Annotated in this window: 19 protein-coding genes and 1 pseudogene; 9 read left to right on the top strand and 11 right to left on the bottom strand. The window is 69.5% G+C overall.

Annotation, left to right across the window (positions count from 1 at the left end; all coding sequences use genetic code 11):
- Positions 1–10 precede the first annotated feature (10 nt).
- The 4 genes from SOM10_RS07435 to SOM10_RS07420 are packed head-to-tail and all read left to right on the top strand — an operon-like array spanning position 11 to position 5,173.
- Positions 11–1,069 (top strand): zinc-binding alcohol dehydrogenase, encoded by a 1,059-nt coding sequence (locus tag SOM10_RS07435; RefSeq protein ID WP_320489240.1) that lies wholly within the window; start codon positions 11–13, stop codon positions 1,067–1,069.
- A complete protein-coding gene (locus SOM10_RS07430) occupies positions 1,066–2,163 on the top strand; it encodes a Gfo/Idh/MocA family oxidoreductase (RefSeq protein ID WP_320489239.1) in 1,098 nt (365 codons plus the stop codon). Before SOM10_RS07435 ends, SOM10_RS07430 begins: the two co-directional genes overlap by 4 nt.
- A complete protein-coding gene (locus SOM10_RS07425) occupies positions 2,160–3,461 on the top strand; it encodes a glycoside hydrolase family 36 protein (protein WP_072592129.1) in 1,302 nt (433 codons plus the stop codon). The genes SOM10_RS07430 and SOM10_RS07425 overlap by 4 nt, the downstream gene beginning before the upstream one ends.
- Complete coding sequence (locus tag SOM10_RS07420) at positions 3,458–5,173, top strand: sugar phosphorylase (protein ID WP_072592128.1); 1,716 nt, start codon at positions 3,458–3,460, stop codon at positions 5,171–5,173. Before SOM10_RS07425 ends, SOM10_RS07420 begins: the two co-directional genes overlap by 4 nt.
- On the opposite strand, the gene SOM10_RS07415 is transcribed toward SOM10_RS07420, so the two are convergent.
- The 4 genes from SOM10_RS07415 to SOM10_RS07400 form a co-directional block, all read right to left on the bottom strand.
- Complete coding sequence (locus SOM10_RS07415; RefSeq protein WP_053098188.1) at positions 5,142–5,459, bottom strand: hypothetical protein; 318 nt, start codon at positions 5,457–5,459, stop codon at positions 5,142–5,144. The two genes, SOM10_RS07420 and SOM10_RS07415, sit on opposite strands and share 32 nt — an antisense overlap.
- Positions 5,460–5,654: 195 nt before the next feature.
- Positions 5,655–6,497 carry a hypothetical protein gene (locus tag SOM10_RS07410; RefSeq protein ID WP_320489237.1) on the bottom strand — a complete coding sequence of 281 codons (843 nt, stop codon included), beginning with the start codon at positions 6,495–6,497 and terminating at the stop codon, positions 5,655–5,657.
- Between the two features lie 356 nt (positions 6,498–6,853).
- Positions 6,854–8,185, bottom strand: coding sequence for a HAMP domain-containing sensor histidine kinase (locus SOM10_RS07405; protein ID WP_320489235.1), 1,332 nt, complete (start codon positions 8,183–8,185; stop codon positions 6,854–6,856).
- Positions 8,178–8,855 (bottom strand): response regulator transcription factor, encoded by a 678-nt coding sequence (locus SOM10_RS07400; protein ID WP_072592125.1) that lies wholly within the window; start codon positions 8,853–8,855, stop codon positions 8,178–8,180. The genes SOM10_RS07405 and SOM10_RS07400 overlap by 8 nt, the downstream gene beginning before the upstream one ends.
- Positions 8,856–9,012: 157 nt before the next feature.
- Here SOM10_RS07400 and SOM10_RS07395 point away from each other — a divergent pair, with 157 nt between their 5' ends.
- Positions 9,013–9,549, top strand: coding sequence for a hypothetical protein (locus tag SOM10_RS07395; RefSeq protein WP_320489234.1), 537 nt, complete (start codon positions 9,013–9,015; stop codon positions 9,547–9,549).
- Between the two features lie 14 nt (positions 9,550–9,563).
- Here SOM10_RS07395 and SOM10_RS07390 read toward each other — a convergent pair whose 3' ends face one another.
- Complete coding sequence (locus SOM10_RS07390; RefSeq protein WP_320489233.1) at positions 9,564–9,770, bottom strand: CDGSH iron-sulfur domain-containing protein; 207 nt, start codon at positions 9,768–9,770, stop codon at positions 9,564–9,566.
- A complete protein-coding gene (locus SOM10_RS07385; protein ID WP_072592124.1) occupies positions 9,767–10,807 on the bottom strand; it encodes an iron-containing redox enzyme family protein in 1,041 nt (346 codons plus the stop codon). Before SOM10_RS07385 ends, SOM10_RS07390 begins: the two co-directional genes overlap by 4 nt.
- 147 nt (positions 10,808–10,954) lie before the next feature.
- Here SOM10_RS07385 and SOM10_RS07380 point away from each other — a divergent pair, with 147 nt between their 5' ends.
- The gene (locus tag SOM10_RS07380) at positions 10,955–11,134 is read left to right on the top strand and encodes a hypothetical protein (RefSeq protein WP_053098182.1); all 180 of its coding nucleotides are present in this window, start codon (positions 10,955–10,957) and stop codon (positions 11,132–11,134) included.
- A 27-nt stretch (positions 11,135–11,161) separates the two neighbouring features.
- Here SOM10_RS07380 and SOM10_RS07375 read toward each other — a convergent pair whose 3' ends face one another.
- The 4 genes and pseudogenes from SOM10_RS07375 to sigJ form a co-directional block, all read right to left on the bottom strand.
- On the bottom strand, positions 11,162–12,547 hold the full coding sequence (locus tag SOM10_RS07375; protein WP_320489232.1) for an LLM class flavin-dependent oxidoreductase: 1,386 nt from the start codon (positions 12,545–12,547) through the stop codon (positions 11,162–11,164).
- A 148-nt stretch (positions 12,548–12,695) separates the two neighbouring features.
- Positions 12,696–13,379 (bottom strand): annotated as a pseudogene (gene pnuC, locus SOM10_RS07370) (nicotinamide riboside transporter PnuC); the annotation flags it as partial.
- The gene (locus SOM10_RS07365; RefSeq protein WP_320489230.1) at positions 13,376–13,903 is read right to left on the bottom strand and encodes an N-acetyltransferase family protein; all 528 of its coding nucleotides are present in this window, start codon (positions 13,901–13,903) and stop codon (positions 13,376–13,378) included. The gene SOM10_RS07365 and the pseudogene pnuC, both read right to left, overlap by 4 nt.
- 218 nt (positions 13,904–14,121) lie before the next feature.
- Positions 14,122–15,033 carry an RNA polymerase sigma factor SigJ gene (gene sigJ / locus SOM10_RS07360; protein ID WP_320489229.1) on the bottom strand — a complete coding sequence of 304 codons (912 nt, stop codon included), beginning with the start codon at positions 15,031–15,033 and terminating at the stop codon, positions 14,122–14,124.
- A gap of 172 nt (positions 15,034–15,205) precedes the next feature.
- Here sigJ and SOM10_RS07355 point away from each other — a divergent pair, with 172 nt between their 5' ends.
- On the top strand, positions 15,206–15,961 hold the full coding sequence (locus SOM10_RS07355; RefSeq protein WP_320489228.1) for a 3-beta hydroxysteroid dehydrogenase: 756 nt from the start codon (positions 15,206–15,208) through the stop codon (positions 15,959–15,961).
- A gap of 58 nt (positions 15,962–16,019) precedes the next feature.
- Here SOM10_RS07355 and SOM10_RS07350 read toward each other — a convergent pair whose 3' ends face one another.
- The gene (locus SOM10_RS07350) at positions 16,020–16,937 is read right to left on the bottom strand and encodes a DUF808 domain-containing protein (protein WP_053098178.1); all 918 of its coding nucleotides are present in this window, start codon (positions 16,935–16,937) and stop codon (positions 16,020–16,022) included.
- A 151-nt stretch (positions 16,938–17,088) separates the two neighbouring features.
- Between SOM10_RS07350 and msrB the strand changes: the two genes are divergently transcribed.
- Both msrB and msrA read left to right on the top strand, forming a co-directional pair.
- A complete protein-coding gene (gene msrB / locus SOM10_RS07345; protein ID WP_053098177.1) occupies positions 17,089–17,556 on the top strand; it encodes a peptide-methionine (R)-S-oxide reductase MsrB in 468 nt (155 codons plus the stop codon).
- Positions 17,553–18,098, top strand: a complete 546-nt coding sequence (gene msrA, locus SOM10_RS07340) for a peptide-methionine (S)-S-oxide reductase MsrA (protein WP_053098176.1) — start codon at positions 17,553–17,555, stop codon at positions 18,096–18,098. Before msrB ends, msrA begins: the two co-directional genes overlap by 4 nt.
- The last annotated feature ends 86 nt before the right edge of the window (positions 18,099–18,184 follow it).

Raw genomic sequence — 18,184 nt, 5'->3', positions numbered from 1 at the left:
AAGGCCCCCCGTGCCCCACGTCGTGCAGTTCTCCGCCGTCCGAGAGGTCGAGCTTGTCGAGATCGCGCCGCAGCCGCTGACATCCGGAAGCGTGCGGATCTCCACCTGGTACTCGGGCATCTCAGCCGGCACCGAGCTCACCGCCTACCGCGGCACCAACCCGTATCTCACCTCCACGTGGGACGCCGACCGACGGCTCTTCGTGCCGGGTGAGCCCAGCTTCGGCTACCCGGTCTCGGGCTGGGGCTACTCCGAGGTCGGCGAGGTGACCGAGGTCGCGGACGACGTGAGCGGAGTGCGGGTCGGAGACGTGGTGCACGGCATCTGGGGGCACCGCAGTGACGCCGTCGTGCCGGCATCCGCGGTCGTGGGGCGGCTCGTGCCCGACGGCGCCGATCCCCTGCTGGGGACTTTCGCGCGGGTGGGAGCGATCGCTCTGAACGCCGTGCTCGCCGCCGACGTGCGGCTCGGCGAGCAGGTCGCGGTGTTCGGACAGGGCGTGATCGGCCTGCTCGCGACTCGCCTCGCCACCCTCGCCGGCGGTCGGGTCACGGCTGTCGACACCCTCGCGACCCGGCTGGCGATGGCCGAGGTCTTCGGCGCACGCCACACGGTCGACGCGTTGCGGGAGGGTGGCGCCGGAGAGTCGATCCGCGAGATCACGGGCGGCGGGGCCGACAGTGCGATCGAGCTGTCCGGCACGGATCGCGCCCTGCACGAGGCGATCCGAGCGGTGAGGCCCGAGGGGCTCGTCGCCGCTTCCGGCTTCTATCAGGGTGGAGCTGCCCACCTGCGCCTGGGGGAGGAGTTCCACCACAACCGCGTGCGGATCGTCGCCAGCCAGATCTCTGGAGTGCCTGTCGCGCTCGGCGGCCGATGGGACCAGGCTCGTCTCGTGCGCACCGTCATGGCGCTCATCTTCGACGGATCGGTGGATGCCGGGGCGCTCGTGTCCGACATCGTGCCGTCGGCCGATGTCGCCGCGGTCTTCGACAGGCTCGACGCAGGCGACCCCGACATCATGCAGGCCCTGCTCCGCTTCGACGCCGCCCCCGAGCGTCTCCGGTGAGCGGCATCCCCGACCATCGCCCGCTCGTCCCGGACCGGCGTCGCGCGATCGGCATCGTCGGCGCGGGGGCGATCGCCCGCAGCGCCCACCTTCCGGCATACGGCGCGTGGGGCCTCCCGGTCGTGGCCGTGACGTCGCGGACTCGCGGTGACGCCGAAGCGCTCGCCGCGGACTTCGGCATCGAGACCGTCCACGAGTCCGTCGAGGCGCTGCTCGCGGATCCCCGTGTCGACATCGTCGATCTGGCGACCGGGCCGACCGGTCGCGTCGAGCTGATCGCCGCGGCAGTGGCAGCGGGCAAGCACGTCCTCGCCCAGAAGCCGCTCATCAGCGACCCCGCTGATCTGCCGCGTCTGCGCGAGGTGCTCGCTGATGCGCGTGAACGGGGGATCCGCGTGGCGGTGAATCAGAATGCGCGGTGGGCTCCGGCCTGGCGCCTCGCGTCTCTGCTGATCCGTGACGCCCGGATCGGAGAAGTGGTGGGGGTCACGCATCTGCACGACAAGCCGCTGCCGCCACTCGTGGGCACGCCGTTCGACGACGTGCCGCACATGCTCCTGAACGACTACCTCGTGCACTGGGTCGACATCACCCGCTGCTGGCTCGAAGGATCCCGGGTGGTCGAGATCGCGGCCCGCGACCACCGCGTTCCCGGCCAGCCCGCCGCCGCCCGGAACCCGTGGGGGGCAGACCTGCGGATGCAGACGTCGACGGGGGCGAGCGCATCGATCCGCATCGTGGGCAACGCGCGGACAGACGCCGGCGGGTGCCCGTTCTGGATCCACGGGACCGAAGGGACCCTCCGCGGCAGCATCCTGCTCGGCTCCGACCGGCTGGTGCTCGAGCGCGACGGAGAGAGCACCGAGTTCGACCTCGACGGCCAGTGGTTCACCGACGGATTCGCCGGCGCGATGGGCGAGCTGCAGTGCGCGATCGACGAGGAGCGCGAACCCGAGAACTCGGCCGAGCACGTCCTCGCCACGGTGCGCGCGACGTTCGCCGCCGTCGAATCCGCTGAACTCGACGGCGCACCCGTGCGCCCCCACGACCTCGAACTGACGACAGCCCTCGCCGGGCGGAGTGGAGCAGCGTGACCGTCCTCGATGAGATCCCCGTCGGGCCCGACGCCCGGGTGTACGCGGAGGGCTGGCAGAGCTGGAGCCCGACCACGTGGCACGGCCAGGGCGACCCGATCCTCCGGCCGGCCGAGCCGTGGCAGCACGCCATGCGCTTCCGGCCGGGAACCGAGGTGGCGACGGATGCGGTTCAGGGCGAAGGGCTGCTCGTCGTCGATCCGGGCGACGGTGCTCCCGCTCGGGTCTTCGGCACGCTCGACGCCCGCCGCGAGGTGCCCACACTGCGCGCCCGCTGGCACGGCGACCGGGTGATCGTGGACGCGATCGGCGATGTCGCCGACGTCTCGTCGTGGACTCCGGATGCCGGTGGCGACGACACGGGCCCCTCTGCGCTCGCCGCGTTCGGTGACCGCTTCGGCGCAGCCGCCGGTGCCCGGACCGCCGCTCGGTCACCTCGCGTGTGGTGCACCTGGTACCAGTACTTCGAAGACGTGCGGGCTGCTGACGTGATCGAGAACCTTCGGGCGATCGACGATCGAGGGCTCGACGTCGACGTGGTGCAGATCGATGACGGCTGGAGCCTCGGCACCGGCGAGTGGACCGCGCCGCACCCCCGATTCGGGTCACTCGCCTCCGCGGTCGATGCGATCCGCGAGACCGGGCGCCGCGCGGGGATCTGGGCCGCGCCTTTCTCGGTCGGCGCCGGCTCGACCGTCGCCCGGGAGCACCCCGAGTGGCTCGTCGGCGACGCGGGGCGCAACTGGGGCGACGACCTCCGTGGGCTCGACCTGACGCATCCGGGAGTGCGCGAATACCTGGCCACCGTGTTCGGAGACATCCGCGATCTCGGGATCGACTACGTCAAGCTCGACTTCCTCTACTCCGGGGCGATCCCGGGGGCGCGGTGGGATGCCGACGCCACGCCGATCTCGGCTTACCGCTCGGGGCTCGAGCTCATCCGCGAGGTGCTCGGCGACGACGCCTTCATGCTCGGGTGCGGTGCCCCGATCCTCCCGAGCGTCGGACTCGTCGACGCGATGCGGGTCTCGGGAGACACCTTCCACGAGGGTGGCGAGGACGGCTCACAGGGACTCCGCGGGCGGATGTCGCTCGAGGCCAGGTCGTGGCAGCACGGCCGGTTCTGGGTCAACGACCCCGACTGCCTCGTCGCGCGACCGGAGTTCGCCCTCCGAGACGAGTGGGCTGAGGTGGTTCTCGCGGCGCCCGGGATCCGAGGGTTCTCCGATCGCATCGACGGTCTCGATGCACGCGGCATGCACCTCGTCCGCGAGCTTCTGAAGGAGTCGGTGGCATGAAGACCAAGATTCAGCTCGAGCAGCGCCTGGCCCCCCTGATCGCGCAGCTCTATCCGGATGCCGCGCCCGAGGTGCTCGCGGCGCTGCTCGAGCTCGCTGAGACCTGGCGTGACCGCCTGTCGCCGGCCGCGAAGGCGCGTCCGGATCAGAGCACCGCCTACCTGATCACCTACGGCGACTCGTTCCGGCGGGCCGGTGAGGCGCCGCTGCACACCCTCGCGGGAGTGCTGCGGGAGCACATCGGTGACGTCATCAGCGATGTCCACCTGCTGCCCATCTACCCCTGGACCTCGGACGACGGCTTCGGCGTGCTGGATCACCGTGAGGTGAACCCGGCGCTGGGCACGTGGGATGACGTCGCCGACCTGCGTGAGGAGTACGCCCTCGCCCTCGACTTCGTCGCCAACCACATCTCGAGCTCGTCGCACTGGTTCCGCCGCTGGCTCGAGCGGGACGAGCGGTTCGCCGGGTACTTCCTCGATCCCTCTCCCGACTTCGACGTCTCGCACGTCGTGCGTCCGCGCACCACCCCGCTCGTCCACGAGTACACGCGGCCCGACGGCTCGACGGCCCGTGCCTGGACGACCTTCGGGGACGACCAGATCGACGTCGACCCGAGCACGCCCGCGGTGCTGCTCGACCTCACCGACATCCTGCTCGGCTACCTCGCTCATGGGGCGACGACCGTGCGCCTCGACGCGATCGGCTACCTCTGGAAGGAGTCGGGCACCACCTGCATCCACCTGCCGCAGACTCACGCGATCATCCGCATCTGGCGCGCACTGGTCGACGAGCTCGCACCGGGCACGATGCTGCTCACCGAGACCAACGTCCCCCACGCCGACAACATCACCTACTTCGGCGACGGTGGTGACGAGGCGAACATGGTCTACCAGTTCGCTCTGCCGCCTCTGGTGCTGCACGCGTTCGTGACCGGACGGGCGACGGCGCTCGCCGCCTGGGCGAGCAGGGTGGGACCGGTGAGCGACACCGCGACCTGGTTCAACTTCCTGGCCAGTCACGACGGCATCGGACTGCGCCCCACAGAAGGACTGCTGACCGACGACGATCGCGCCCTGCTCGTGGAGCGCACCCTGGCCCGCGGTGGCCGGGTCTCGATGGCACGTCGCCCCGACGGGAGCGAGGGGGTCTACGAGCTGAACACGAACTACCTCGAGGCACTCGTCGATCCGCAGGACCCCGACCCCGACGCATCGGCTGTGACCCGCGGCCTCGCGGCGCACGCGATCCTGCTGTCGCTGGTCGGAGTGCCCGCGATCTACCATCACTCGCTCTTCGGGTCCGAGCAGGACCACGCGGGAGTGCAGGAGAGCGACATCGCGCGTCGCATCAACCGCGAGGTGCTCGACGCCGACCGTCTGCGCGAGGAGCTGCAGGTCTCGGACCGTCGAGCGGGCATGCTCGACGGCGTGCGGGCGATGCTGGCGGTACGACGCGAGATCGCCGCGTTCTCTCCGTTCGCGTCGCAGCACATCGAGTCGCTCGACGACCGCGTGCTCGTGATCCGTCGGGCGGCCGGCACCCCGGATGAGGTGACGGCGGTCGTGAACGTCAGCGACGCGATGGTCGATCTGCCGTCGGTGAGCGGCACGGATCTGCTCACCGGCACGCGTCACGAGGGGCTTCGCATCCCACCCTTCGGATACGTCTGGCTCGCGGTCAGCCCAGCGCCTTCTGAATCCGCACGCTGAGGCGGTCGGCGGCCCTGGTGGTCAGCGACCGGCGGCTCGCCGTCCGCCGGGTCGTCGTCTGCAGCGCGATCCTCACATCCGATCCGCCGGTCGTCAGGGGAGTCGTCACGATCGTCACGTCGGCCGGTGCCTCGAACAGCGACCCGCGAGTGCTGAACGCGACCGAACGGCTGTCGAAGTATCGCCGCTCGACGTGCTTCAGGTCGGTCACGAGGTGCTGCAGTGCCTGCACGACGGAGTCCGCTCGAGCGGGTGTGTAGAAGTAGGTGTGCGCCGTGACTGGCATGGATCCCCCCGGTGTCCGCAACGTCGGCGCGCGATGGCGACCGAACTCACTGAGAGAGACCCGACGAGTGACGGATCATGACGCTACGCGGGGAATCGCCTGCGGGAGCCGGGTTCCGCTGCCGGGACGTCTGGCTGAAACCGCGTCGAGCCGCCGACCCCAGAGGGCCGGCGGCTCGAGGAACGACGAGGGCGATCAGTCGTCGATGTCGGTGCCGACGACCGCGTAGTCGGCGCTGAAGTCGATGTCGATCGAGCGGCGGTCGCTGGTGAGCACCGACGCGTCGTAGGGGCTGACCTCGTCGTTGTCGGCGTCGAGGTCGGTGATCATCCCGTCGGCCTCGGTCAGTGCGGCATCCACGAGGGCACGGATCGCGGCCTCGTCGAGGGTGTGGGTCGGAGCCGTGTCGTCGTCCTCCTGCTCGGTCGAGATCACGGTGGCGGCGAGGTCGACATCCACTCGCACCTCGGTCTCGCTGCCGTTCGCGGCGGTCAGCTGGACCTCCCAGGTGCCGTCGCGCTTCGCGTCGATCGAGGTGACGTCGCCCTCGGCGGCTCCGCGGGCGGCATCCGCGATGTCCACGAGCTCGTCGGCCGAGTCCGTGCCGATCCCGGTCACGGGGCCGCCGCCCTGCGGAGAGCCCTGATCGTCGCTGTCGCTGTCGTCACGGTTATCGCCGGGCTGTCCACCGCGGTCTCCGTCGTCGTCGCGGGGTCCGTCCGAGACCGAGGGGCGGTCGTCGTCGTCGCCGATGTCGTCCCCGATGGCTGCTCCGACGGCCACGCCTCCACCGGCGAGGATCAGGGCAGCGGCGACTCCGCCGCCGATCAGCAGAGCGCGCTTGCGACCGCGCTTCGCGGGAGCTGCGGACGCGGATGCCGGGGCGGCGTTCTCAGCCGCGAGCGGCGCGACGGGAACGGTCTCACCATCGTGGGACGGCGTCGCGGTGGGCGCGGGGGGTGCGGGCGGCGCTGGGGGAGTCGCGTTCGTCGGGAGGTTCTCGGGCGTCTGGTCGGGGGTCGGGTTCTTGTCGTTCATGTCTCGATGCTCTCGCGGCAGTGCTGAAGCCACCCTGAAGCGTCCTGAAGGCGTCTTCAGGAAGCAGGGGCGTCTCGGCCGCAGTGACACGTACAACCTGCAGGATCCGGGCACGGATGCAGGACGAGACATGGATCCTGTTCCCGCATCCGTTCTTCGGTCCTGCAGACGGCCCGGATGCTGAGGTGGCAGGTCCTGCAGACGGCCCGGATACTGAGGTGCCAGGTCCTGCAGACGGCCCGGATGCTGAGGTGCCAGGTCGTGCAGACGGCCCGGATGGCGAGGTGCCAGGTCCTGCGGACGGCCCGGATGCTGAGGCGTCAGGTCCTGCGGACGGCCCGGATGCCGAGAGAGTGTCAGTCCGAGAGGGGCAGGGCCACGACGAAGCGCGCGCCGCCCCAACGGGAGGCGTCGACCGAGACGGTGCCGCCGCCGGCCACGGCGATGCCCTGCACGATCGCGAGGCCGAGACCGCTGCCTCCGGCATCCCGGCTGCGCGCCTCGTCGAGCCGCACGAACCGTTCGAAGATGCGCTCGCGCTCGTCGGGCGGCACGCCGGAGCCGTCGTCCTCGACGGTCACGAACACCCACGAATCCTGCGGGATCACGCTGATGGCCACGCGAGCCGAACTGTGCCGGACGGCGTTGTCGGCGAGGTTGCGCAGCAGCTGACCGAGCAGGCGGGGGTCTCCGGTGACACGGGCCGCACGGATGCCGGAGCCGTCGACCTCGACGCCCCGAGACCTCAGCCGCCTCACCTCAGCGAGCGCGAGGTCGTCGAGATCGATCGCCTCGTCGTGCGTGCCGCCGCCTTCGTCGAGTCGGGCGAGCAGCAGCAGCGATTCGACGATGCCCTGGAGCCGGAGTCCTTCATCGGACACGACCTCCGCGAGCTCGCCGATGCTCGTGGTGGCCGGGTGGGCCTGCGCGAGCTCGGCGTGCTGTCGGATCGTCGCGAGCGGGGAGCGCAGCTCGTGCGACGCATCGGAGACGAAACGGCGCTGCGCCGTCGCCGAGGCGTCGAGGCGATCCAGCATCCGGTTCATGGTGGTCGCGAGCGCCGCGATCTCGTCCGATGACGGCGGCACCTCGACGCGCCGATGCAGGTGCTCGGCGGTGATCCCGTCGACCTCTTCGCGGATGCGGGTGACCGGTCGGAGGGCCCGCCCGACGACCAGCCACGTGGTCACGGCGACGAGCAGCAGCAGTAGCGGCACGGCCACCGCGAGCAGCAGCGCGACCGTCGACAGTGTCTCGACCCCGTCTTCGATCGACACCGCCAGCACGAGGGTGTCGTCGTCCTCGATGCCGTCGGAGACCACGAGCATGGGCTCGCCGCCGATCGTCAGGGTCTGCGCTCCGTCGGAGACGGGCAGAGCGGTCGACCCCAGTTCGTCGCGCGCATCCTCACTGGCGGCGCGCACCGATCCGTCGCCGCCGACGATCTGCACGATCTCGTCGTCGAGGGTGTCGATGCCGCGTTCGCCGCCCGGTCCGCCGCCGGGGCCGTCGAAGCGATCGGCGAGTTCGTCGAGGCGCTGCTCGGCGGCACGCTCCGCGCTCGCGTGGATGCTGGAGCTCAGGATGCCGTAGAACGAGAACGCCCCGATGAGCAGGGCGACGGCCACGACGAGCGTCGCGCCGAGGGTCGTCCGGGCGCGCACCGATCGGAATGAGCGCCTAGCCACCGTCGGCCGCCAATCGGTAGCCGGCGCCGCGGATCGTCTCGATCGCCTCGCGTCCGAAAGGCTTGTCGAGCTTGCGGCGCAGGTGTCCGACGTAGACCTCGACGATGTTGGGGTCGCCGTCGAAGTCGTCGTCCCATACGCCGTCGATCAGCTCGCGCTTCGAGAGCACCTGACCTCGATGACGCATCAGGTGCTCGAGCACGGCGAATTCGCGGGCGGTCAGCGTGACCGGGGTCTCGCCCCGCCAGACATGGTGCGACGAGGGGTCGAGCTTCAGGTCTCCGGCTTCGAGGACGGCCGGTCGGGCCACGGCCCCCCGGCGCACGAGGGCGCGGATGCGGGCGACGAGGATCGCGAAGGAGAACGGCTTCGTCACATAGTCGTCGGCGCCGGTCTCGAGGGCCTCCACCTGATCCCACTCGCCGTCCTTGGCGGTGAGCATCAGCACGGGCGTCCAGTTCTCTTCGGCGCGCAGGGCCTCGCACACCTTCCAGCCGCTCATGCCGGGCATCATGAGGTCGAGCACGATCGCGTCGTATCGGGTCTCGCGCGCACGCCAGAGCCCGTCGACGCCGTTGTTCGCCACGTCGACCGCGAAGCCCTCGGCCTCGAGTCCCCGGCGGACGGCGTCGGCCAACCGCACCTCGTCGTCAACCACCAGGATCCGCATTCCTCCAGTGTGGCGGGCGCACGCTGAATCCGGGCTGAAGCGGGGTCGTCGCGCCTCATCGCCGCATCCGGCCAGCACCCGGGGCGTTGTCGCGGTGAGCGGAGGCGCACACGGAATGACCATTGGCCACTGAGCTCCCGTGTGGTTGCATGAGGGAATGACCGGACTCCGGGGGGACAGGTCGAGAGGTGCAGGGCTGCTTCTCGTCGTTGCGACGACCATGATGCTCGCAGGGTGCGCGACGGCCACCGCCGGCCCGCCTGGCGCATCGCCGTCTGCATCTCCGAGTCCCACTCCCACGGCAGCGTGCCCGCAGATCGAAGGCGTCGATCTGCCTCCGGACTGCGCGCCCTACGACCCCGACGACGCGATGGCGCAGAACGAGCGCTACCGCGATCGCGTCGACCTCTCGGAGGAGAGCCGAGCCGCCGCCGAGAAACCGGCGAATGACATCCGCGCCGGCCTCGAGTCGCTCCGCACTTCCGGCGGCCTGTCGGTCGCCGCTGTGGAGGAGGTCTTCGCCGACGCCGGCATCGCCTACGTCCAGACGCTGGGCGACGAGCGGGCCGTGGCCTTCGGTGCCGCTGCTCCCGAAGGCGGATGCATCTTCGGCGAGGTCTCGGCCGACGTGCTCACGGTCGAGATCGGCGGCGTCATCATGGACGGCGGATGCCTGCCGGCAGTCGGGCACTGACCGACGGGTTGAGATCAGGCGTCGGTGCGGAACCCTGCGGCCTTGTGGGTGCCGTCGCAGAACGGCTTGATCGTCGAGAGGCCGCAGCGGCACAGCGCCACCGTGCGGCGCGTGACCTCGATCGGCTCGCCGTCGGATGACTCCAGCACCGCCGCGCCCCGCACGAGCAGCGGTCCGTCGGGGTAGGCGGTGATGGTGACGGCATTCTCGCGCGCGCTCATCGTGCGTCCCTCGGCCGCAGCGAGGATTCTCCGCGCGTCCACGAGTCGAGCATGTGGCCCGCTGCCCAGCCGTCCACGGTCAGGCAGGCGGCTGCGCCGAACATGATGTCGGGCAGCAGCTCGGGGTGATCCTCGGCCAACCCGCCGGCGAGGTCACGCGCCGCGATCTGCTCATGCACGGCATCCGCTTCGACGTGCTCATCGAAGTAGTCGGTCACGTCCTCACCGAACCCGAGGCGCCGCAGGCCGTCGGCGTACAGGCGGTTGGGGATCGACGAGGTCATCTCGAACGCGGCGAGGTGTCCGACGATGGCGCCGAGGAGGCGCCGGTTGACGCCGAACATCGACATCGAGTTCAGCGAGGCGAGCGTGATGGCCGGCACGTCGTCGACGTATCCGCCGTAGGTGTCGTCGAGTCCGGCGCCGCGCATCGCGCGAGCGAAGATCGTCGCGTGCACGCGGTCGGGCCGCCCGCCGCCGTACTCGTCGGACTGGATCTCGACGAGCGCCGCCTTCGCACGCCCGTGCAGGCGCGGGATCGCCCACGAGTGCGGGTCGGCCTCGCGCAGCGTGTAGATCGAGCGCTGCATGAAGAACTCGTGCATCTGCTCTTCCGTCGCCTTCTTCGCGACGTAGCGCGACAGGCTGGGACCCGTGTCGGCCTCGGCGAGGGCGAAGAGGGCCCGCCCGACGGCATCGACGGTCGGCTCGGGGAGTTCGGGCATCGGGACAGTCGCCCGCAGTGCCCGCTCGAACGCGTGCTCGAGGATTCCCCGTGTCGCGATCAGCGCAGGATCCCACTCGAGGGCGGGGTCGAGCTCGGGAAGAGACCCGTACGACGAGGCGTAGAGCACGAAGAGCGCGAGCTGGATGTCGTCGTCGCGCACGACGTCATCGGTCGAAGCGAGCGCAGCCTCGGCCCTGGCACCGAGATCGTCGGCGTCTTCGCCGGTCAGTCGGCGGATGACGGCGTCGCTGAGGGGACCTCTCGCGGTGATGCCGTGAACGGCGGACGAAGTGAGTGCTGGCGCAGACATGGAGATGCTCCCAAGAGTCGGATGCTTGCAGTCTCACCCCGGTGATCAGCGCACGGGAAGGGGATTGACGGCGACGCATCGGATGCGGAAGGGCGGATGCCGCAGCGTTCGGATCTGTGACGTCGCCGCGCCGCCTAGGCTGGAACCATGAACAAGAACTCGCTCTGGACCATCGTCGGCGTCGTCCTCGCCGTGGTGATCGCCTGGTGGATCGTCAGCGCGCTGTTCTCGATCCTGTGGTTCATCGCCAAGCTGGCGATCGTGCTCGTCGTCGCGGTCGTGGTGTTCCTCGTGCTGCGCGGGCTCTTCACCTCGAAGGCCGACTGACCGCGCCCGACCGAAGGTCGCTGAGGGTCAGGCGACCGGGACGTTCGCCCCGATCCGATACCTCGCGGCGCGGTGCGTGTCCTGCACGCGGTCGCCCTTGCCCTGCAGCTTGTTGCGGAGGGTGCCCGGCGTGTACTCCTCGGGGTAGACGCCGCGTTCGCGCAGCACCGGGATGACGTGCTCGATGACGTCCTGCCAGGTGCCGGGAGTGACCGCGTAGGCGAGGTTGAAGCCATCGATGTCGGTCTCCTCCACCCACGACTGCAGCTCGTCGGCGATCTCGACGCCCGAGCCGACGATGGTCGGGCCGAGGCCGCCGATCGCGTTGTGGCGTCCGAAGTCGCCGACGGTCCACTCGCGTCCGAGGTCGGCCTCCTCCTTCAGGTGCTGCAGCACCGACTGGATGGCGTTCGACTCGACGTTGCCGACGGGCTCGTCCTCGGCGTACCGCGAGAGGTCGACGCCCATCCAGCCCGACATGAACGTCAGCGCGCCCTCGGGGCTCGCATACGAGAGGTACTCGGCGTGCTTCGCCGCGGCATCCTCGCTCGTCGCCCCGGTGATGACCGTGAGCAGCGTGTAGATCTTCGCGTCGTAGCGGTCGCGGCCCGCCTCTTCGAGTGCGTCGCGGATGCGCTTCACGGTGCCGGCGAGCACCTCCTTCGACGGGGCGGCGACGAAGATCGCCTCGGCGTTCTCCGACGCGAAGCGCACGCCGCGGGGGCTCGCTCCGGCCTGGTAGATGACCGGCGTGCGCTGCGGTGACGGCTCGGAGATGTGGATGCCGGGAACGCTGAAGTGCTTGCCCTCGTGGCCGATGGGGTGCACCTTCGACGGGTCGGTGAAGATGCCGCGCTCACGGTCCTCGACGACCGCGTCGTCTTCCCACGACCCCTCCCAGAGCTTGTAGAGCACCTCGACGTATTCATCGGCATGGTCGTAGCGGTCGTCGTGCGCGAGCTGGTCCTCCTGGCCCATGTTGCGCGCGGCGCTGGGCAGGTAGCCGGTGACGACGTTCCAGCCGACGCGTCCGTTGGTCAGGTGGTCGAGGGTGCTCAGACGTCGTGCGAACGGGTACGGGTGCTCGAAGGCGGTGCCGGCGGTGATGCCGAATCCGAGGTGCTCGGTGACGGCGGCCATCGCGCTGACGAGCAGGATCGGATCGTTGACCGGAACCTGGGCGCCGTTGCGGATCGCCGCCTCGTTCGTCCCGCCGTAGACGTCGTAGGTGCCGAGGACGTCGGCGATGAAGATGCCGTCGAAGGTCGCGCTCTCGAGCAGCTTCGCGAGGTCGGTCCAGTACGCGATGGTGTTGTACTGGCGCGATCGATCGTCAGGATGCCGCCACAGGCCGGACGACTGGTGGGCGACGCAGTTCATGTCGAAGGCGTTGAAACGGATCTGACGGGTCATGGGGACCAGCAAACCCGTCGATCGACCTCCCGGCCACCCCGGTGACATGCGCCGACACATTCGCCGAGTGGTCGGGGCGGGTCAGTCGCGGTCGCGGTCGCGGTCGCGGTCGACGGTCGACGGTCTTCATGGTGGAGGTGATGGGGCGGGGATCCGGCATGATCGTGTCGACCTGCGGTTTGGCATTCGCCTGCGCGCGGCACCACACGACGAATCCGACCGCGGTGAAGACGCCGTAGAACACGTACATCAGGCCCGTGGCGTAGAAGCCGGAGCTGAACAGCAGCGGCACGCCCACGATGTCGACGGCTATCCAGATGAGCCAGAACTCGGTCCAGCCCTTGGCCATGCCATAGGTGGCGAGCAGCGAGCCGACGAAGGTCCAGGCATCCGCCCACACGGGCTCCCACGAGCCGAGCGCGCGGAACAGGGGAGTGAGGGCGATCGTGCCGATCACCATCACGAGCACCAGGCCGATGCGGGCGCTGTTGGGCGCCCATCGCGGGGTCACGCGCCCACCGTTCGAGGCGGCCTGGCGCCAGCGCACCCAGCCGTAGATCGCGACGATGATGAACATGATCTGACGCCCGGCCTGGCCGAGCAGATGCGGCAGCTCGTGGTCGGGATTCAGGATCGACCCGAGGAAGACCGTGAGCAGCAGCAGATTGCCGACGATGCCGACCGGCCACGCCCAGATCTTGCGCTGCATGCCGCCGAGGGCGCTCGCCAGGCCGAACGCGTTGCCGACCACTTCGCGGATCAGCAGCACCTGACCGCCGGGGAGCACCCACTGCGAGTTGAAGGCGTCAGCGAGCCAGAGCAGCGGGTTCACGGGCGCTCGTCCGGGAACGGGCGCTCATCGAGCACCAGCTGCAGGAAGGTGAGATCGAGCCAGCGATCGAACTTGGCGCCGACCTGCGGCATCCGTCCGACCTGCATGAAGTCGAGGCGCTTGTGCATGATGATCGACCCCGTGTTGCTGCTCTCGATCGCCGCGACCATGACGTGCTTGCCGAGGCGTCGCGCGCGGTCGATGAGCTCGATCATGAGCGCCTTGCCGATGCCGCGCCCGCGCTGCCCCTCGCGCACATAGACGGAGTGCTCGACCGTATGGCGGTAGCCGCTGTGCGGGCGCCAGTCGCCGAATGTCGCGTAGCCGAGGACGCCGGTGTCGTCTACGGCGACGAGCACGGGGTAGCCGCGCTCGGTGCGCTCGGTGAGCCAGGCGGTGCGGTCATCGACCGTGACGGCCTCTTCGTTCCAGATGGCGGTCGTGGTCAGCACCGCGTCGTTGTAGATGGCGGTGATCGCCTCGACGTCGGCGGTCTCGGCATCCCGGATCTGGTGGTCGCTCATCGGGTCTCCTGCATCTGCGCTCGGGTGCGCACGGGACGACGGTAGCAGGATGCCGGGGCGGGGTCGGTCTCCGAGGGCTCGCCGCGGCTTCCCTCGTGTGCCGCGTGCAGGACCGGGGCACGTCTGCAGGGCGGGATCCCTCGGATCCTCCTGCATCCATGCGGCGGCCCTGCAGACGGTCCGGGTCCACGGAGTCTCGGAGGGCTCGCCACGTCGGTTCAGGTGTGAAGTCGCCAGTGCGTGAGCTTGGCGGGATTGAGGACGATCAACAGCTGATCGATCACGCCGTCTTCGACGTGCAGGTTCATGACCGAGTGCACCCTCCCTCCGTCGCGGAACACCAGGCCGAGACCCTCGCCGAACTGCCTCTCCTCGACGGTGAAGTGCGGGTTCTTGGCTGCGATTCCGAGCAGGAAGCGCGCGACATTGTCGGCGCCGCTCACGACGTTGCGGGCTGCGCTGACCACTCCGCCACCGTCGCTGCGCAGCTCGACGTCGGGGGCGAGGAACCGCGCGAGCGCGACGACGTCACCGGTTCGTGTGGCGTCCTGAAAGGCGCGGACGACCCTGTCGTGCTCGGCGCGAGGGACGGCGATCGCCCGACTCTCGCGCACGTGACGACGAGCGGATGCCGCGAGCTGCCGCACCGCGGCGGAGGACCGGCCGACGGCCTCGGCGATCTCGTCGAACGGCACGGCGAAGACGTCGTGCAGCACGAAGGCGACGCGCTCAGCCGGAGTCATCGCCTCCAGCACGACGAGCAGCGCAGTCGATACGTCGTCGTCGAGGGTGATGCGATCGAGGGGATCCTCGGACATCGATGCCGTGTGCGAGCCGAGTGCCCCCGCGAAGAGCTCGGCCGGGACGGGCTCCGGCAGCCACGGCCCGACGTACTGCTCTCGCCGGCGCCGCGCGGAGCCCAGAAGGTCGAGGGCGACACGGCCGGCGACGGTCGTGAGCCAGCCCGCAGGGTTCGCGATCGCCTCGCGCTCCGCCTCGGCGAGCCGGTACCACCGCAGGTATGTCTCCTGCACGACATCCTCGGCATCCGCCAGCGTCCCCGTCATCCGATAGCCGAGGGCCAGCAGGCGGCGACGCTCGCGGAAGACGTCGTCGAGGTCGTCGTCCATGGGGTGCCTTTCGATGGTGCGCTGGCGCGGGTGCTCTCGCAGAATATGACGACGCAGGGCTGCGGAGTGTGAGACCTCACACTTTCGGATGCCGTCTCGTCATCTCTTGCGGACGGTGCGCGGTGGGCGCACGCTGGGCGCGGACATGCCGCGGGAACGAAGAGGAGCGCGGATGAGGATCGCAGTCGCAGGAGGAACGGGAGTGGTCGGTGGCCACGTCGTCGAGGCGGGGCGGGCCGCGGGGCACGAGGTCGTCGTGCTCGCGCGTTCGGCCGGCGCTGACGTGATCACGGGCGTCGGACTCTCCGACGCGCTGCAGGGTGTGGATGCCGTCATCGACGTCACGAACACGACCACCCTCTCGGCGGCGAAGGCTGTCGCTTTCTTCGAGACGGCGACGCGCAATCTGCTCGCCGCAGAGGAGGCGGCAGGTGTGGGGCATCATGTCGCACTGTCGATCGTGGGGATCGACGGGATCGACTCGTCCTACTACGCGGGCAAGCTCGCCCAGGAGAGGGCGGTGGCCGCGGGCACTGTGCCGTTCACGATCGCGCGGGCGGCGCAGTTCCACGAGTTCCCGGGACAGCTGCTGTCGGGGATGTCGGGGCCGGTCGCAGTGATGCCCAAGCTGCTCATGCGGCCGGTGGCGGCGCGCGAGGTGGGGGCACACCTGGTTCGGGTCGCCTCCGGTGCGGCAGCGGGGCGTGCGCGCGATCTCGTCGGGCCACGGGACGAGATCCTGCTCGATCTGGCCCGACGACAGCTGGCGTACGACGGGGCGCGGCGGCTGGTGCTCGAGGTGCGGCTGCCCGGCGCGTACGGGAAAGGGCTGGCGTCGGGGTCGCTGCGCGGCGACGCCGATGCTCTGCAGGGAGCGATCACGTTCGACGAATGGCTGCGCACCGAGGATCACGTGCGCGGCGAGTGAGTCGCGCCCCGGATCGCATGTCGGCATACCGACTGAGATTCGAACAGCGGCGTCGGTGTCAGACGTGCACGTCGGCGGGCGATTCCTCGCCCTCGTGGAAGCTCGGCTTCTTGCCGATCAGGCGACCGATCCCGAGGATGATCCCCACGATGATCAGACCCGCGATCAGGCCCGCGATGGCCGAGAACAGCGTGTCGCCGATCCAGACGATGACACCGCCGGCCGGCTCGAGGAAGTGCTCGATGCCGTGCAGGATGTCGGCGCCGAAGTGCACGCCGACCTCGCCGAGGTTCACGAGCAGCAGGTGCCCGCCGACCCACAGCATCGCGACGGTGCCGAGGATGCTGATGAAGCGGAAGACCGCCGGCATCGAGCGCACGATGCGCGTGCCCGTGTGGCGAACTCGCTGGGACGGGTTCTTCGCCATCTTCAGACCGATGTCGTCGATCTTCACGAGCAGGGCGACTGCACCGTAGACGACGCCGGTCATGAGCAGCGCGATCACGGCGAGGATCGCGAGGGTCGTCCAGATGTCGAGGCCGGCCTCGAGGTTGGCGAGCGAGATCAGCATGATCTCCGTCGACAGGATCAGGTCGGTGCGCACCGCGCCCCACACGAGCTTGTTCTCGTTGCGGGCGCTCTCATCGGCATGGCCGTGCTGCACGCCGAACCATTCGAGCACCTTCTCGGCCCCCTCGAAGCAGAGGTAGGCGCCACCGAGGATCAGCAGATACGGCAGCACCCACGGCGCGAAGGCGGTGAGCAGCAGCGCGATGGGGATGATGATGACGAACTTGTTCGCGAGAGATCCGAGGGCGATCTTCGCCACGACCGGCAGCTCGCGCGCGGGCGTGATGCCCTGCACGTACTGCGGGGTCACGGCGGCGTCATCGATCACGACGCCGGCGGCCTTGGCCGAAGCCTTCATCGCCGCGCTGAGAATGTCATCGACGACGGCGAGCAGTCCAACCGACATGTGTGTCTCCCTGGTGTGTGTGTAGCGGAGCAACTCTATCGACTGCGCACAAACTCACAGCGCGCTCACAGTCCCGCGGGACCAAAACCGGCATCCTCCTGGTTCTCTTCTATGACGCTGCAGCCAGCCGCGTCGGACAAGGAGACAGACCATGTCGAACGAGTACAGCAAGACCCCCGAGGCCGTCAGCGACCTCACGCACCTGCAGTACGAGGTCACGCAGGAGGATGCGACCGAGCCGCCCTTCCGCAACGCGTACTGGAACACCCACGACGACGGCATCTACGTCGACGTCGTCTCGGGTCAGCCGCTCTTCGCGTCGACCGACAAGTTCGACAGCGGCACCGGATGGCCGAGCTTCACCAAGCCCATCGAGGCCGACGCCGTGACCACGCGCACCGACCGCACGCTGTGGATGAAGCGCACCGAGGCGCGTTCCAGCGGCGCGGACAGCCATCTCGGGCACGTCTTCGACGATGGACCCCGAGACGCAGGAGGACTCCGGTACTGCATGAACTCCGCCGCTCTGCGCTTCATCCCGGCTGACAGCCTGGAAGATGAGGGGTACGGTCGCTACCGTCACCTCTTCCCCACCCCGAACTCCGAGGAGAACTCATGACCGACACCGGAACAATCACCCGCACCCCCGGGACCGAGACCGCCGTGCTCGCCGGCGGCTGCTTCTGGGGCATGGAAGACCTCATCCGCCGCCAGCCCGGCGTGCTCGACACCCGTGTCGGCTACACCGGCGGCAGCAACGACCACGCGACCTACCGCAACCACCCGGGTCATGCCGAGGCTGTGGAGATCGTCTTCGATCCCACGAAGACGACGTACCGCGACATCCTCGCTTTCTTCTTCCAGATCCACGACCCGTCGACCAAGGATCGCCAGGGCAACGACATCGGCTCGAGCTACCGCTCGGCGATCTTCCCGCTCAGCCCCGAGCAGGAGGCCGTCGCGCGCGACACCATCGCCGACGTCGACGCCTCGGGTCTGTGGCCGGGCAAGGCCGTGACCACGATCGAGCCCGTCGGCCCGTTCTGGCAGGCCGAAGAGGAGCACCAGGACTATCTGATCAAGTACCCCAACGGCTACACCTGCCACTTCCCGCGTGCGGGATGGGTGCTGCCGAAGCGCGAAGAGAACGCGACGGTCTGACCGTCACCCCGAGAGCCCTTCGTCTCCCCGAGACGGAGGGCTCTTCTCGTGCCCGCGGTCAGTGCTCGGGCAGACGGCTGCCGCTC

This window comes from Microbacterium sp. CFBP9023 (assembly GCF_034045055.1).
Taxonomy (GTDB): Bacteria; Actinomycetota; Actinomycetes; order Actinomycetales; family Microbacteriaceae; genus Microbacterium.
Note: the sequence above shows the minus strand (reverse complement) of the source record. Positions and strands in the feature narration are given on the sequence as shown.